Here is a 14,095-nt window from a genome sequence, read left to right as displayed (position 1 = left end):
CTCGGCCCGCGAATTTCTGGCACCGCGAATGGAGAGCTGAATTGAGCGCGGCTGCCGAGATAAATGAACGTGCGGTGGGCGATGACGGCCGCACGCCCTGGCTGCGTTACCTGCTGCTGGCGGCCACTGCCATCGTCATGCTCTACCCGCTGCTGTGGCTGGTGGGTGCCTCGTTCAAGAGCAACAGCGAGATCTTCACGTCGGCCGGCTTCTGGCCGAGCAAGTTCTCGTTCGATGCCTACGCCAAGGGTTGGAAGACCAGCACCGAATACACCTTCGCGACCTACTTCCTGAACAGCTTCCTCATCACCATCCCGCGCATCATCGTCACGGTGATCTCCTGCGTGCTGGTGGCCTACGCCTTCGCCCGCTTCGAGTTCTGGGGCAGGAAGATCCTGTTCAGCATCATGGTCGGCACGATGATGCTGCCCCTCATCGTGCTGCGCCTGCCGCAGTACCTGGTGTTCCGCGAGCTGGGCTGGCTGGACAGCTATCTGCCGCTGATCGTGCCGTCGGCCTTCGCCACCGACACCTTCTTCGTCTTCATGCTGGTGCAGTTCCTGCGCGGCATCCCGCGCGACATGGAGGAGGCCGCCCTCATCGACGGCTGCAACGCGCTGCAGCTGCTCTGGCACATCATCGTGCCGCTGCTCAAGCCCGCCATCATCAGCGTCATCGTCTTCCAGTTCATCTGGACGATGAACGACTTCATGGGCCCACTGATCTACCTCGCCTCGGTCGAGAAATACCCGGTCAGCCTGGCGCTCAAGATGAGCATCGGCGCCACCGAGGAGGTCGAGTGGGCCAACGTCATCGCGATCTCGGTCGTCGCGCTGATCCCGTCCATCACGGTGTTCTTCGCGGCACAGAAACACTTCATTGAGGGCGCCACCAGCAGTGGCGTGAAAGGCTGATGGCCGCCGTATCCCTGCGCAAGGTCGAGAAGACCTACCCCAATGGTTTCAAGGCCGTGCACGGCGTCGACCTCGACGTGCGTGACGGCGAGTTCATGGTGTTCGTCGGCCCGTCGGGCTGCGCCAAGTCCACGCTGCTGCGCATGGTGGCGGGGCTGGAGTCCATCAGCGGCGGCGAGCTGAACATCGGCGGCCGCACCGTCAACGATCTGCCGCCCAAGGCGCGTGGCATCGCGATGGTGTTCCAGAACTACGCGCTCTACCCGCACATGACGGTCTACGACAACCTGGCCTTCGGCCTGAAGTTGGCCAAGACCCCGAAGGCCGAGCTGGACCAACGCGTACGCCATGCCGCCACGCTGCTGGAGATGGAACACCTGCTGACGCGCTACCCCAAGCAGCTCAGCGGCGGCCAAGCGCAGCGCGTGGCGGTGGGCCGCGCCATCGTCAAGAAGCCCGAGGTGTTCCTGTTCGACGAGCCGCTGTCCAACCTCGACGCCAAGCTGCGCGCCGCGATGCGCGTGCGCCTGACCGAGTTGCACCGCGCGCTGCGTGACGCCGGTCAGCCGGCCACCACCATCTACGTCACGCACGACCAGACCGAGGCGATGACCATGGGCGAGCGCATCTGCGTGCTCAAGGCCGGCGTCATCCAGCAGGTCGACACGCCGACGGCGCTGTACGACCGCCCGGCCAACGCCTTCGTCGCCAGCTTCATCGGCTCGCCGGAGATGAACATCGTCAAGGCCCAGCTGCGCGAGGGCGCCGTGGAGCTGGGCGGCGTGCGCCTGGCCCTGCCGGCCCGCCGCTTCAAGGCCACTGCCGAAGGCCCCGTGCAGTTCGGCCTGCGGCCGGAGCACATCGGCCTGCAGCCCAAGCCCGGCAGCATTGCAGTCGAGACCACGCTGAAGTTCTGCGAGAACATGGGCGCCGAGGTTTTCATCTACGTCGACGTCGGCGGCGTGGCCTTCAGCGCCCGTGTGCCCTCTGAAGACGGTGCGGCGCTGATGGCACTGCCACGCGGCACGGCGCTGACCTTCTACTTCCAGATGAACCACGCCCATCTGTTCGCCGCAGACGACGTCGGCCTGAGCCATCTCGCATGAAAAAGGCCCCCACGCTCACTCCGTTCGCTGCCCCCCGAGGGGGCGCGCCAGTGGCTTCGGGCGGCCGGGCGCTCACTGGCAGCATCACCCGCCGCACCGTCATCGCCAGCGCGGGCGCGCTGGCGGCGCCCTGGGTGCATGCCGAGTCCAAGCCGCTGCGCTTTGCGTGGTGGGGCGGCGCCGGCCGTCACCAAGCGACGCTCGCCGCGCTCAAGGTGTTCGAGCAGCGGTACGGCGTCAAGGTCAAGGCCGAATACATGGGCTTTGCAGGCTACCTGGAGCGCCTGACGACGCAGATCGCGGGCCGCTCCGAGCCCGACGTGATGCAGATCAACTGGGCCTGGCTGGCCATGTTCAGCAAGCGCGGCAACGGCTTCACCGACCTGAACAGCGTCGCCAAGGAACTTGCTCTGGACCAGTTCAGCGAAGACGACCTCGCCTACGGCCGCGTCCAAGGCAAGATGAACGCCCTGCCCACGTCCTTCAGCGCTCGCGTCTTCCTGTGGAACCAGACCGCCTTCAGCCGTGCCGGCATTGCGCTGCCGAAGACCTGGGACGAACTCTTCGCCACCGGCCCGGCCTTCCGCGCCAAGCTGGGCGACAACGCCTACCCGCTGGACGGCGAGCTCTACGACATGATCCTGCTGTCGCAAAGCTACATCCAGCAAAAGCACGGCACGCCCTTCGTCGACCCGGCCACGCCGCGCGTCGCCATGAGCCCCGCCGCCACGCTGGAATGGGTGCAGGTCTACAAGCGCGTCATCGCCCAACATGTGGCCACGCCACTGCCGCTGCGTGCCAGCCTGGGCGGCGCCGAGAAAGCCACCGAGCAGCAGCCTGACTGGGTGGCCGGCCGCTGGGCGGGCACTTACACCTGGGATTCGGCCATCGGCCTGCGCGCGTCCACGCTGGCGCCGGGCGAGAAGCTGGCCCTCGGCCCCTTTCCGACACTCGCGGGAGCCAAGGACAGCGGCCTCTTCGGCCGCCCCACGGTCATGTACGCCCTGGGGCGAAACAGCAAGCAGACCGAGCTGGCCGCCAAGCTGATCAACTTCCTGCTGACCGACCGCGAGGCCGCCCGCATCCTCGGGCGCACGCGTGGCCTGCCAACCGCCAAGGACGCGCTGGCCGTGCTGCAGAAAGCGGGCGGCCTGCCCCCGCTGGAGTTGGCCGCGCACGACCAGATCCAGGCCGAACGCGACGCTGGCCGTCTCATCCGCCCCGCGCCGCTGTTCGAGCACGCGCGGTTCCAGAAATTCATGCGCGAAGTCTTCGAGACCATCGCCTACAACAAGTCCACCGACGCCGAGGCCGCCCGCCGCCTCGTCGAAGAAGGCAACGCCCTGTTGCAGAGGATCCACTGATGAAAAGCACCGAACGCCAATTTGAATTCCTCACCCGCGAAGACCCCGACACCGGTGCCCGCGTCACGCGCCTGACGCCGCCCGACGTCACCTGCCATCGCAACTACTTCTATCAAAAGTGCTTCACGAACGACGGCAGCAAGCTGATGTTCGGCGGTGAGTTCGGCCCCCAGCCCAGCCCGAACTGGAACCTGCACCTGCTGGACCTGCCCTCGCAAACGGCCATCCAGCTGACCGACGGTGCGCGTGAGAACACCTTCGGCGCCTTCATGAGCCCCGACGACCGCTTCGTCTACTTCGTGCGCGGCGACCGCAACCTGATCCGCCTGGAACTGGCAACGCTCAAGGAAGAAGTCGCCTACGTCGTGCCGGACGGCTGGGTGGGCTACGGCACCTGGGTGAGCAACAGCGCCTGCACCAAGCTGGTCGGCATCGAGATCTCGGCCGACGACTGGTTCCCGCTGAACACCTGGCAGAAGTTCAACGAGATGTTCCACAAGAAGCCGCTGTGCCGGCTCTTCAGCGTGGACCTGGCAACGGGCAAGCAGACCGTCATCCTCGAACAACGCGGCTGGCTGGGCCACCCCCAGTACCGCCCCTTCGACGACAACACCGTCGCCTACTGCCACGAAGGCCCGCACGACCTGATCGACGCGCGCATGTGGTTCATCAACGAAGACGGCACCAACCGCCGCTGCGGCAAGGAGCACCTGAACGGCGAGAGCTGCACGCACGAGTTCTGGGTGCCGGACGGCAGCGCGATGATCTACGTCAGCTACCAGCACGACTCACCGGACCGCTCCATCTACAGCCTCGACCCCGTCACGCTGGAGAACAAGCTGCTGACCGCCATGCCGCAGTGCTCGCACCTGATGAGCAACTACGACGGCACGCTGATCGTTGGCGACGGCTGCGGCAAGGCCAGCAGCGGCGACAACGAAATGCTGGTGGGCGACCCCTACCTGCACCTGTTCGACCTGAAAACCGGCAAGACCCGCCCCATCGCCCGCCACGACAGCGGCTGGGACGTCTACAAGGACAGCCGCCAAGTCACCCACCCCCACCCCAGCTTCACGCCGGACAACAAGCAGGTGCTGTTCAGCTGCGACGCCGAGCGCGCCAACGGCGTCGAGCCTGCGCTCTACCTGGCCGACCTGTGAAGTTCGCGCTGGCGCTGATCGGCTTGATGGCTGTCACGGCAGCCCAGGGGCAAGCACGCCCCCAGCTGTCGGCTGAGCAGGCCGCCGCCCATATCGCGGCGGCCTATCTCGGTGACTGGAAGCCCGCGCCGCTGGCCGACCTCTCCGCCAGCGCGCCCGACTTCATCGTCAAGCCCGGCGAGTCCGTCCAGGCCGCCGTCGACAAGGTGCCCGCAGAAGGCGCCAAGCGCTGGGTCATCCACATCCAGCCCGGCACCTACCGCGGGCCCCTGTGCATCAAGGACAAGGCGCCGCTCGCCCTCGTCGGCTCGGCGCTGGACGCGAGCGCCGTCGTGCTGGTGGACAACCGCTTCTCCGGCAAGCCCAAAGGCGAGAACGAGCCCGCCCACCCCTGCGTGCCCGAGCTGGGCAAGACGACCATCGGCACCAGCGGCAGCACCAGCATGCTGGTGCAGAGCAACGACGTGCAGCTCATCTCGCTCACCATCGCCAACGACGCGATGGACGGCGTGCGTCGCGGCGAGGCCTACCCGCCGGGCGTGGGCGAAAGCGGCGGTGCGCAAGCCGTGGCGCTGACGCTGGCCGGCGACCGCATCCAGCTCGACAACGTGCGGCTGCTGGGCCACCAGGACACGCTCTACGCCAAGCGAGCAGCCCCCGGTGCGCCGGCCCGCCAGTTGATCCGCCACAGCCTCATCGCGGGCGACGTGGACTTCATCTTCGGCAACGCCGTGCTCGTCATCGAGCACAGCACCATCCTGACTCGCGCCGACCGCCGCACGCCCGGCCATGGCGGCATCATCCTGGCGCCCAGCACGGCGCCGGACGTGGCGCAGGGCTTCCTCGTCACGCACAGCCGCCTCGTCGGTGAGCCTGGCATCGCACCCGGCGCCACGGCACTGGGCCGCGCCTGGGATGCCGGTGTCAAGGCGGGCACCTGGGTTGCCGGCACCAGCCCCAACGGCGTCGCCGTGGTGCGCGACAGCGAGATCGGCGCCCACGTCGGCCCCTGGTCGGCCAGCACCTCGCGCCGGCCCTTCGACGCCGCCGGCAACCGCCTGAGTGAATTCAACAACCGCCCATGACACTGACCCGCCGCGACCTGCTCGCCCTCGCAAGCCTTCCCGTACTCGGCGCCTGCGCCAGCACACCGCCCCCAGCACCCGAAATGCCCCTCGGCTGGGCTGGCGTAGGTGCCACGACAGGCGGCGCGAAAGCCATCCCCGAACACGTCTTCGACGTGTACGACCGCGCCGGCCTGAACGCCGCGCTGCGCCTGGGCGACAAGCCCAAGATCATCCGCATCCACAAGTTCATCGACCTCTGCCCCGGCGGCGTCGAGGCCTTCCGCGACCCCGAGTTCAACTTCGACGCCTTCGACCGCGCGTTCGACCCCGCCACCTGGGGCCGCGACGACCCCAAGGGCGCGCTGGAAAACGCCCGCAAGCGCTCTGCGAAACGCCAGGCCGAGGTCTCCGTCGTGCGCCTGCCTTCCAACACCACGCTGCTCGGTGCCGCGCCGGGTGCCGGCTTCGAGCACGGCATGGTGCTGCTGGACAAGGTCAGCAACATCGTCATCCGCGACCTGCGCTTCTCCGACGCCTACGACCATTTCCCCGAATGGCAGCCGCGCGACAACGAGCACGGCGAGTGGAACTCGGAGTACGACGGCCTGTCGCTGCGCGGCGCCGACCGCGTGTGGGTGGATCACTGCCATTTCGACGACGGCCGCCACCCAGACAAGCTCGAACCCATCCGCCTGGGCCAGCGCGTGCAGCACCATGACGGCCTGCTCGACATCACCAACGGCAGCGACCTCGTCACCGTGTCCTGGTGCCGCTTCCAGGCCCATGACAAGACCATGCTCATCGGCAGCAGCGACAGCAGGACCACCGACGAGGGCCTACTGCGCGTGACGCTGCACCACAACCACTTCCACGCCTGCAAGGAACGCACGCCGCGCGTGCGCTTCGGCCGCGTGCACGTCGTCAGCAACCTCTTCAGCGCCGACCGCGCCGAGGACTTTGGCTACTCGCTGGGCGTTGGCATCCGCTCGCGCCTGTACAGCGAGCACAACCGCTGGGAGCTGCCCGCCGGCATCGGCCCCGACCGGCTGATCCGCCGCCTCAAGGGCTCGACCTTCGCTGACCAGGGCAGCCGACTCAACGGCCAGCCCGTCGACATCCTGGCCGCTTGGGCAGCCGCCCACCCGGCCGAAACGCTGTCCGCCGACCTCGGCTGGCGGCCCGACGAGTCCTATGACGCCGCACCGCTGCGACCGTCCCGCCCCGATCAACTGGCTGAGCAAATCCGCACCGGCGTCGGGCCGAGGCGAGGCTGAGTCAGAATCCGGTCTTCCACATCTTGGAACACGCGTCCGAAAGATTCAGAACAATGGATGAAGACATTGGTGATTCAAAGCAACCCGAATCGGTTGCGGCGGTACTCAAGGTGTTCGCCATCCTGAACGCCCTGGGCGAACGCAGTGACATCGGTATCACCGACCTGTCGGTGCGCCTGGCGATGCCCAAGGCCACCGTCTACCGCTTCCTGCAGACCATGAAAAGCCTGGGCTACGTGCGCCAGGAGGCCGACAGCGAGCGCTACGGCCTGGCCATCCGCATGTTCGAGATCGGCGCCAAGGCCCTGCCCTCGCCCGAACTGGTCGACCTGGCCAAGCACCCCATGCAGATGCTGGCGGACGCCACCGGCGAGACCGTCCACCTTGGCAGCCTCATCGACAGCGAGATCATCTACATCCACAAGGTCGACTCGCGCCACATGCTGGGCATGTACTCGCGCGTCGGCCGCCGTGCGCCGCTGCACTGCACCGCCATCGGCAAGGTGCTGCTGGCCTGGGAGCACCCCGAGCGCCGCGACCGCATCCTCGACGGCGCCGAGTTCAAGCGCTTTCGCGACAAGACCATCACCGAGCGTCCGGCCTTCCTGGCCGAGCTGGCGACGGTCAAGGCGCAAGGCTTCGGCGAAGACCGCGAGGAATTCGACGACCACATCCGCTGCCTGGGCGTGCCCATCTTCGACCGCCTCGGCCAGCCGATTGCCGGCATGAGCGTGTCATTCCCGACCTTCCGCTTCGACGTCGAGAAGGCGCCGGAGTACGTCAGGCTGCTGCAAACCGCCAGCCGCGACATCTCCGAGAAGCTCGGCTGCACCAACTACCCGATCAAGACCGCGGGCTGAGCCCGGGGCTCTAAATCGTTGTCGCCCCTGGGACGCAGGGGGCCCCACCGGGGTGCTTCAATGGTGGCTGTTGAGTGAACCAGCAGCCCCCCAATGAGCCAAGTCAATCGCCAGATCGTCCTCGCCTCGCGCCCCAAGGGCGAGGTCACGCCCGCCAACTTCCGCCTCGTCGAAGCGCCGCTCGCCGCGCTGGCCGATGGCCAGGTGCGCGTGCGCAACCATTTCCTCAGCCTCGACCCCTACATGCGCGGCCGCATGAACGAGAGCAAGAGCTACGCGGCCTCGCAGCCGATTGACGAGGTCATGATCGGCGGCACCGTCGGTGAGGTCGTCGAGTCGAAGAACGCCAATTTCGCCGTCGGCGACAAGGTCGTCGGCATGGGCGGCTGGCAGGAATTCCTGACCGTCGACGCCAGCCAGCGCGGCGTGCTGCAGAAGGTCGACACGACGCACATCCCCCTCTCCGCCTACCTCGGCCCGGTCGGCATGCCCGGCGTGACGGCCTGGTACGGCCTGGTGAAGATCATCAACCCCAAGGCCGGTGAAACGGTCGTCGTCAGCGCCGCCAGCGGTGCTGTCGGCAGCGTGGTGGGCCAGCTCGCCAAGGCGCGCGGCGCCCGTGCGGTGGGCCTGGCCGGTGGCGCCGACAAGTGCCGCTACGTCGTCGAGGAACTGGGCTTTGATGCCTGCATCGACTACAAGCAGCACGCCGACGTGCGCTCGCTGTCCGCCGCGCTGAAGGCCGAGTGCCCGAACGGCATCGACGGCTATTTCGAGAATGTGGGCGGCATGATCCTCGACGCCGTGCTGCTGCGCGCCAACGCCTTCAGCCGCATCGCGATGTGCGGAATGATCTCCGGCTACGACGGCCAGCCCATCCCGATGGCTGCGCCCCAGCTCATCCTCGTCAACCGCATGAAGGTCGAGGGCTTCATCGTGTCCGAGCACATGGAAGTGTGGCCCGAGGCGCTGAAGGAACTGGGCACGCTGGTGGCCACGGGCAAGCTCACCTACCGCGAGTCGATTGCCGACGGCATTGCCGCCGCGCCCGAGGCCTTCATCGGCCTGCTCAAGGGCAAGAACTTCGGCAAGCAGCTCGTCAAGCTCGCCTGATGCGCTGGACCTGCGTCCCGTTCGGGGAGCTGGACGTCGAACAGCTCTACGACGTGCTGGCCCTGCGCTCCGAGGTCTTCGTCGTCGAGCAGAACTGCGTCTTCCTCGACATCGACGGCCTGGACCGCCAGGCCTGGCATCTGCTGGGGCATGGCGATGACGGCCGGCTGCAGGCCTATCTGCGCCTGATCCCGCCGGGCCTGAAGGCAAGCGACGCCCTCATCGGCCGCGTGGTCACCTCTCCCGCCGCGCGCGGTGGTGGCACGGGCCGACTGTTGATGGCCGAGGCCCTCGCCCAATGCGAGCGCCTGTGGCCCGCCCACCCGATCACGCTGCACGCCCAGGCTCACCTGGAACGCTTCTACGCCAGCTTCGGTTTCGCCCCCGTCGGCGAGCAATACATGGAAGACGGCATCGCCCACCAAGAAATGCGCAAGGAGACAAAGCAATGACCAAACAAACCGCCGTCATCACCGGCGCCGGCTCCGGCTTCGGCCTGGAAACCGCCCGCCTCGCCGCCCGGCGCGGCATGAACCTCGTCCTCGTTGACGTGCAGGCCGACGCGCTGGAGAAGGCCGTCGCCGAGTTCAAGGACGTCGAGGTGCTGGCCCGCGTCGTCGACGTGGCCAAGGCCGAACCGATGGAAGCGCTGGCCGCCGCCGTGCAGGAACGCTTCGGTGCGCCCCACTTCGTCTTCAACAACGCCGGCGTCGGCTCGGGCGGCCTGATCTGGGAAAACTCCCTGGCCGACTGGGAATGGGTCATGGGCGTCAACGTGATGGGCGTCGTGCATGGCGTGCGCCTGTTCACGCCCATGATGCTGGCCGCTGCCAAGGCTGACCCCAGCTACTCGGGCCACATCGTCAACACCGCCTCGATGGCCGGCATGCTGAACCCGCCGAACATGGGCGTCTACAACGTGTCCAAGCACGCGGTGGTGTCGCTGTCCGAGACGCTCTACCAGGACCTGTCCCTGGTGACGGACCAGGTCCACGCCTCGGTGCTCTGCCCCTTCTTCGTGCCCACCGGCATCAGCCAGAGCCACCGCAACCGCCCGGGCGAGTTCGCTGCGACCAAGGCAACCAAGAGCCAGCTGATCTCCCAGGCCCAGACCGACAAGGCCGTGTCTTCGGGCAAGCTGACCGCAGCCGACGTGGCCGCGATGGTGTTCGACGCCATCGACCACAACAAGTTCTACATCTTCAGCCACCCCCAGGCCCTGGCCGGCGTGCAGACGCGGCTGGAGGATGTGATGCTGCTGCGCAACCCGACCGACGCCTTCGCCGACCGACCCGAGATCGGCGCCGGCCTGCGCGCCAAGCTGCGCGCCGATTGAGCCCGCCCAGCGAGGCCTGACCCTCGCGTCGGCCTCGCCGGCCCCCTGCCTTCCCAGCGCCCTGCCGGCCCTAGCCGGCAGGGCGCTGCTCATGGAGCGACCGACACGACCGGCTCAGCCCAGGGTTGACGGCAGGTGCCAAAGCACCCGGAAATGGGATACTTGTCTCGCGGAACGACAGGCCACAAAAAATGAAACTGTCTTCCGAAATATCGGAGACAGCAAGTCATGAGCAAAACGATCTCGATGAGGCACACGCTGAGCTACGGCAGTGCCAACCTGCTGGGCAGCGGCGCCCTGGCCATCGCGGCGGCATGGCTGCTCTATTTCTACACGACCTTCTGTGGGCTGACGGTTGTCGAGGCGGCCACGATCTTCTCGGTGGCGAGCATCCTGGACGCCATCAGCAACCCCGTGATGGGGTATATCAGCGACAACTTCTACAACACGCGATTAGGTCGCAAGTTCGGGCGCCGACGATTTTTCATTCTGATCGGCATCCCTGCGGTACTGCTGTATCCGTTGATGTGGATCGAGGGTTTCGGGTTTTGGTACTACCTGAGCATGTATGCCCTCTTCGAGCTGGTCTATACCATGATCATGGTGCCCTATGAAACCCTGGCAACGGAGATGACCACGGATTTCGCTGTGCGCTCCAAACTCACGGGTTCCAAGGCCATGTTCGGCAAGGGCGCCAACTTCCTGGCCGCCTTCATCCCGGCACAACTGTTCCTGGTGTACAGCAAGGAGTCGGCCACGCCGTTCCTGCTCACCGGCATCATCTACGCCCTCATCATGTGCGCCGCCATGACGGCCCTCTATCTCTCCTCCTGGGAGCGGCCCGTCAACGAGGTCGTGCAGGAGCGCGCCGGCAGCCTGGGCAAAGCCCTCAAGAAACTCGCCGTGGACATGCTGTCCACCTTTCATCTCAAGATCTTCCGCAAACACCTCGGCATGTATCTGCTGGGGTTTGGCGCGGAATGGCTGTTCGCCTCGATATTCACCTATTTCATCGTCTTCTGCATGGGGCAGGACAAATCCGTTGTCGGCTACCTGAACAGTTTCAGCTCGGTGATGCAGCTGATATCGACCATGCTGTTCATCGGCCTGTGCATCAAGTTTGGTTTTGCACGGCCCTACCGTATCGCCCTGCTCGTCGTTTGCGGCAGCGTGCTGGCCTATACCGCGCTGTTCTACCTGGGCTGGTCCAAGCAGACCACGGTCATCGCCCTCTTCGCCATCACGGCCGTGTTCGGCCTGGGCACGGGCGGGGTCTACTACATCCCCTGGACGGTCTACACCTTCCTGGCTGACGTCGACGAGGTGCTGACCGGCCGGCGGCGTGAAGGCATCTATGCGGGTGCCATGACCTTTGCCGGCAAGATCACCCGCTCGGCCATCGTCTTCGCGATGGGCTGGACACTGGGCCAGTTCGGCTTCCTGTCCGGCCAGGCCACCCAGCCAGACATCGCGGTCAACGCCATCATCGGCATCTTCACGCTGGGCGTGATCGGCCTCGGCCTGGGCGGCATCTACTACACCACCCAGATGAAACTCGACCGCAAGAACCACGCGGTCCTGCTGGAGGAAATCGCCCGCATCAAGGCCGGCGGCCGCATCGCCGACGCCCCTGCAGAGGCCCGCGCTGTGGCCGAGGAACTGACAGGTTGGAAGTACGAGCAGTGCTGGGGCAACAACGCGCTGGCGGGGGCGAAACCGTCGGCAGCGGCCTGAGCGCAGCGGTGGGCCACAGCGCCCCAGGCACCAGTTTCTAGAATCGGGGATGCATCCCAAAGATCTCACGGCCGATATCGCCATCATCGGCGGCGGCCCCGCAGGCCTGATGGCCGCCGAAGTGCTGGCCGCTGCCGGCCACACCGTCACCGTCTACGACGCCAAGCCCAGCGTCGGCCGCAAATTCCTGCTGGCCGGCAAGGGCGGGCTCAACCTCACCCACTCCGAGCCGTTCGAGCCCTTCCTCGGCCGTTTCGGCGAACGCACCGCGCAGATTGAACCGCTGCTGCGCGGCTTTGACGGCGACGCGCTGCGCGACTGGGCTGCCGGCCTGGGCGTCGAAACCTTCGTGGGCACGTCGGGCCGCGTCTTCCCCAAGGACTTGAAGGCCGCGCCTCTGCTGCGTGCCTGGTTGCACCGCCTGCGCGCCGCCGGCGTGAAGTTCGCGATGCGCCACCGCTGGACCGGCTGGGCGGAAGACAGCGCACTGCGTTTCGACACGCCCGAAGGCGAACGCCTCGTCACGCCGCAGGCCACGCTGCTGGCACTCGGCGGCGCCTCCTGGCCGCAACTCGGCTCGGACGGCGCCTGGGCGCCGTGGCTGGCTGCTCGGGGCGTGGACATCGCGCCACTACAGCCGGCCAACTGCGGCTTCGACGTCGGCCCCACCGCGGCCCATGCCGGCGGCCCTGGCTGGAGCGACCGCTTCGCCAACGAGTTCGCCGGCCAACCCGTCAAGCCCGTCGCGCTGGAGACCGCCGGCTTTGCCGGCCGCCCCGGCGAGTTCGTCATCACCGCCACCGGCATCGAAGGCTCGCTCGTCTACGCCGCCAGCCGCCAGCTGCGCGACCAGATCGCCCGCGACGGCCAAGCCATGCTGCAGTTGGACCTGCTGCCGCAGCTCACGTCCGACCGCGTGCTCGCCGAGGTGAAGCACCCGCGCGGCAGCCGGTCGCTGTCGTCGCACCTGAAGAGCCGCCTCAACCTGGGCCCGCTCAAGCTCGGCCTGCTGCACGAACTGCTGACGCGCGAGCAGATGCTCGACGCGGCCACGCTCGCTGCCGCACTCAAACGCCTGCCGCTGGCGCTGCACGCCGCCCGCCCGGTGGCCGAGGCCATCAGCACGGCCGGCGGCGTGCGCTTCGAGGCGCTGACCGATGACCTGATGCTGAAGGCACTGCCCGGCGTTTTCGTCGCGGGCGAGATGCTGGACTGGGAGGCCCCGACCGGCGGCTACCTGCTGACCGCCAGCATGGCCAGCGGCCGCACGGCGGCGCAGGGGCTGGCGGGCTTCCTAGATCGCCTGCCCGCCTGACACCTCGATGCGCTGGGCATTCACCCAGCGATGGTCCGCCGACAGCAGGCTGGCCACCATCGGGCCGATGTCATCCGGCACGCCGGCGCGGCCCAGCGCCGTCATGCCGGCGAAGAGCTGGTTGACCTCGGCGTTGTCGCGCACCGCGCCACCGCCGAAATCCGTCTCGATGGCGCCCGGCGCCACCGTGTTGACCGCAATGCCACGCGCGCCCAGCTCCTTGGCCAGGTAGACGGTCAGCACCTCCACCGCGCCCTTCACCGCCGCGTAGGCGCCGTAGCCGGCGAAGGACATGCGCGTCAGCCTCGACGACAGGTTGACGATGCGCCCGCCGTCCGCCAGCAGCGGCAGCAGCGCCTGCGTCAGGAAGAACACGCCCTTGAAGTGCACGTTGACGAGGCCATCGAACTGCGCCTCCGTGGTGTCAGCGATCAAGGCGTAGTCGCCATGGCCGGCGTTGTTGACGAGATGGTCGAAGCGGTCACGCGCCCAGGTGTCGCGCAGCGCCGCGCGCAGCCGTTCGGCGAAGGCGGGGAAGCTGGCAACGCGGCCCACGTCCAGCGGCAGCGCGACGGCCTGACGGCCCAGCGCGCGGATCTCGGCGACGAGCGCCTCGGCTGCGTCGGCACGGCTCTGGTAGGTGACGATGACATCGCCGCCGCGGCGGGCAATGCTGAGCGCGGTGTTGCGGCCGAGGCCGCGGCTGGCGCCGGTGATGAGGCTGATGGTGGTCATGAAAAGCTCCTGTGAACGAAGGCCTTCATGCTCGGCGGCAGCGCCCGCGCGCGGTTGCCGGAAGCTGCCCGCCACTTGCCTGATCCTGCCGATCAAGCACCAACGGCCCACCGACGC

General features: G+C 67.3%; 13 protein-coding genes. 12 read left to right on the top strand and 1 reads right to left on the bottom strand.

The window, feature by feature from the left end; genetic code table 11:
* Positions 1-41: 41 nt before the first annotated feature.
* The 12 genes from AC07V5_RS19450 to AC07V5_RS19395 all read left to right on the top strand — a co-directional run bounded on the left by AC07V5_RS19450 (position 42) and on the right by AC07V5_RS19395 (position 13,243).
* Positions 42-914, top strand: coding sequence for a carbohydrate ABC transporter permease (locus tag AC07V5_RS19450; protein WP_495117357.1), 873 nt, complete (start codon positions 42-44; stop codon positions 912-914).
* Positions 914-2,020: an ABC transporter ATP-binding protein gene (locus AC07V5_RS19445; RefSeq protein ID WP_495117356.1), complete on the top strand. Its 1,107-nt coding sequence runs from the start codon at positions 914-916 to the stop codon at positions 2,018-2,020. Before AC07V5_RS19450 ends, AC07V5_RS19445 begins: the two co-directional genes overlap by 1 nt.
* Positions 2,017-3,384, top strand: coding sequence for an ABC transporter substrate-binding protein (locus AC07V5_RS19440; protein WP_495117355.1), 1,368 nt, complete (start codon positions 2,017-2,019; stop codon positions 3,382-3,384). Before AC07V5_RS19445 ends, AC07V5_RS19440 begins: the two co-directional genes overlap by 4 nt.
* On the top strand, positions 3,384-4,544 hold the full coding sequence (locus AC07V5_RS19435; RefSeq protein WP_495117354.1) for an oligogalacturonate lyase family protein: 1,161 nt from the start codon (positions 3,384-3,386) through the stop codon (positions 4,542-4,544). Before AC07V5_RS19440 ends, AC07V5_RS19435 begins: the two co-directional genes overlap by 1 nt.
* Positions 4,541-5,629, top strand: a complete 1,089-nt coding sequence (locus AC07V5_RS19430) for a pectinesterase family protein (RefSeq protein ID WP_495117353.1) — start codon at positions 4,541-4,543, stop codon at positions 5,627-5,629. Before AC07V5_RS19435 ends, AC07V5_RS19430 begins: the two co-directional genes overlap by 4 nt.
* Positions 5,626-6,885 carry a pectate lyase family protein gene (locus AC07V5_RS19425; protein ID WP_495117352.1) on the top strand — a complete coding sequence of 420 codons (1,260 nt, stop codon included), beginning with the start codon at positions 5,626-5,628 and terminating at the stop codon, positions 6,883-6,885. The genes AC07V5_RS19430 and AC07V5_RS19425 overlap by 4 nt, the downstream gene beginning before the upstream one ends.
* Positions 6,886-6,938: 53 nt before the next feature.
* Positions 6,939-7,745, top strand: a complete 807-nt coding sequence (kdgR, locus tag AC07V5_RS19420) for a DNA-binding transcriptional regulator KdgR (protein ID WP_495117351.1) — start codon at positions 6,939-6,941, stop codon at positions 7,743-7,745.
* A gap of 93 nt (positions 7,746-7,838) precedes the next feature.
* Entirely contained in the window at positions 7,839-8,858 is a 1,020-nt protein-coding gene (locus tag AC07V5_RS19415) for an NADP-dependent oxidoreductase (RefSeq protein ID WP_495117350.1), read from the top strand.
* Positions 8,858-9,310 (top strand): GNAT family N-acetyltransferase, encoded by a 453-nt coding sequence (locus AC07V5_RS19410; RefSeq protein ID WP_495117349.1) that lies wholly within the window; start codon positions 8,858-8,860, stop codon positions 9,308-9,310. The genes AC07V5_RS19415 and AC07V5_RS19410 overlap by 1 nt, the downstream gene beginning before the upstream one ends.
* The gene (locus AC07V5_RS19405; protein WP_495117348.1) at positions 9,307-10,194 is read left to right on the top strand and encodes an SDR family oxidoreductase; all 888 of its coding nucleotides are present in this window, start codon (positions 9,307-9,309) and stop codon (positions 10,192-10,194) included. The genes AC07V5_RS19410 and AC07V5_RS19405 overlap by 4 nt, the downstream gene beginning before the upstream one ends.
* Positions 10,195-10,422: 228 nt before the next feature.
* Positions 10,423-11,928 carry an MFS transporter gene (locus tag AC07V5_RS19400; RefSeq protein ID WP_495117347.1) on the top strand — a complete coding sequence of 502 codons (1,506 nt, stop codon included), beginning with the start codon at positions 10,423-10,425 and terminating at the stop codon, positions 11,926-11,928.
* A gap of 49 nt (positions 11,929-11,977) precedes the next feature.
* Positions 11,978-13,243: a TIGR03862 family flavoprotein gene (locus tag AC07V5_RS19395; RefSeq protein WP_495117346.1), complete on the top strand. Its 1,266-nt coding sequence runs from the start codon at positions 11,978-11,980 to the stop codon at positions 13,241-13,243.
* Here AC07V5_RS19395 and AC07V5_RS19390 read toward each other — a convergent pair.
* Positions 13,223-13,978 (bottom strand): SDR family NAD(P)-dependent oxidoreductase, encoded by a 756-nt coding sequence (locus AC07V5_RS19390; protein WP_495117345.1) that lies wholly within the window; start codon positions 13,976-13,978, stop codon positions 13,223-13,225. The two genes, AC07V5_RS19395 and AC07V5_RS19390, sit on opposite strands and share 21 nt — an antisense overlap.
* Between the last annotated feature and the right edge of the window lie 117 nt (positions 13,979-14,095).

Source organism: Roseateles sp. GW821-FHT02E12, from assembly GCF_059421665.1.
Note: the sequence above shows the minus strand (reverse complement) of the source record. Positions and strands in the feature narration are given on the sequence as shown.

Bases quoted from the DNA above. Each gene is read 5' to 3' on its own strand.
- AC07V5_RS19445 (WP_495117356.1), top strand. From the start codon at position 914: ATGGCCGCCGTATCCCTGCGCAAGGTCGAGAAGACCTACCCCAATGGT.
- AC07V5_RS19440 (WP_495117355.1), top strand. From the start codon at position 2,017: ATGAAAAAGGCCCCCACGCTCACTCCGTTCGCTGCCCCCCGAGGGGGC.
- AC07V5_RS19435 (WP_495117354.1), top strand. From the start codon at position 3,384: ATGAAAAGCACCGAACGCCAATTTGAATTCCTCACCCGCGAAGACCCC.
- AC07V5_RS19425 (WP_495117352.1), top strand. From the start codon at position 5,626: ATGACACTGACCCGCCGCGACCTGCTCGCCCTCGCAAGCCTTCCCGTA.
- kdgR (WP_495117351.1), top strand. From the start codon at position 6,939: ATGGATGAAGACATTGGTGATTCAAAGCAACCCGAATCGGTTGCGGCG.
- AC07V5_RS19415 (WP_495117350.1), top strand. From the start codon at position 7,839: ATGAGCCAAGTCAATCGCCAGATCGTCCTCGCCTCGCGCCCCAAGGGC.
- AC07V5_RS19410 (WP_495117349.1), top strand. From the start codon at position 8,858: ATGCGCTGGACCTGCGTCCCGTTCGGGGAGCTGGACGTCGAACAGCTC.
- AC07V5_RS19405 (WP_495117348.1), top strand. From the start codon at position 9,307: ATGACCAAACAAACCGCCGTCATCACCGGCGCCGGCTCCGGCTTCGGC.
- AC07V5_RS19400 (WP_495117347.1), top strand. From the start codon at position 10,423: ATGAGCAAAACGATCTCGATGAGGCACACGCTGAGCTACGGCAGTGCC.
- AC07V5_RS19395 (WP_495117346.1), top strand. From the start codon at position 11,978: ATGCATCCCAAAGATCTCACGGCCGATATCGCCATCATCGGCGGCGGC.
- AC07V5_RS19390 (WP_495117345.1), bottom strand. From the start codon at position 13,978: ATGACCACCATCAGCCTCATCACCGGCGCCAGCCGCGGCCTCGGCCGC.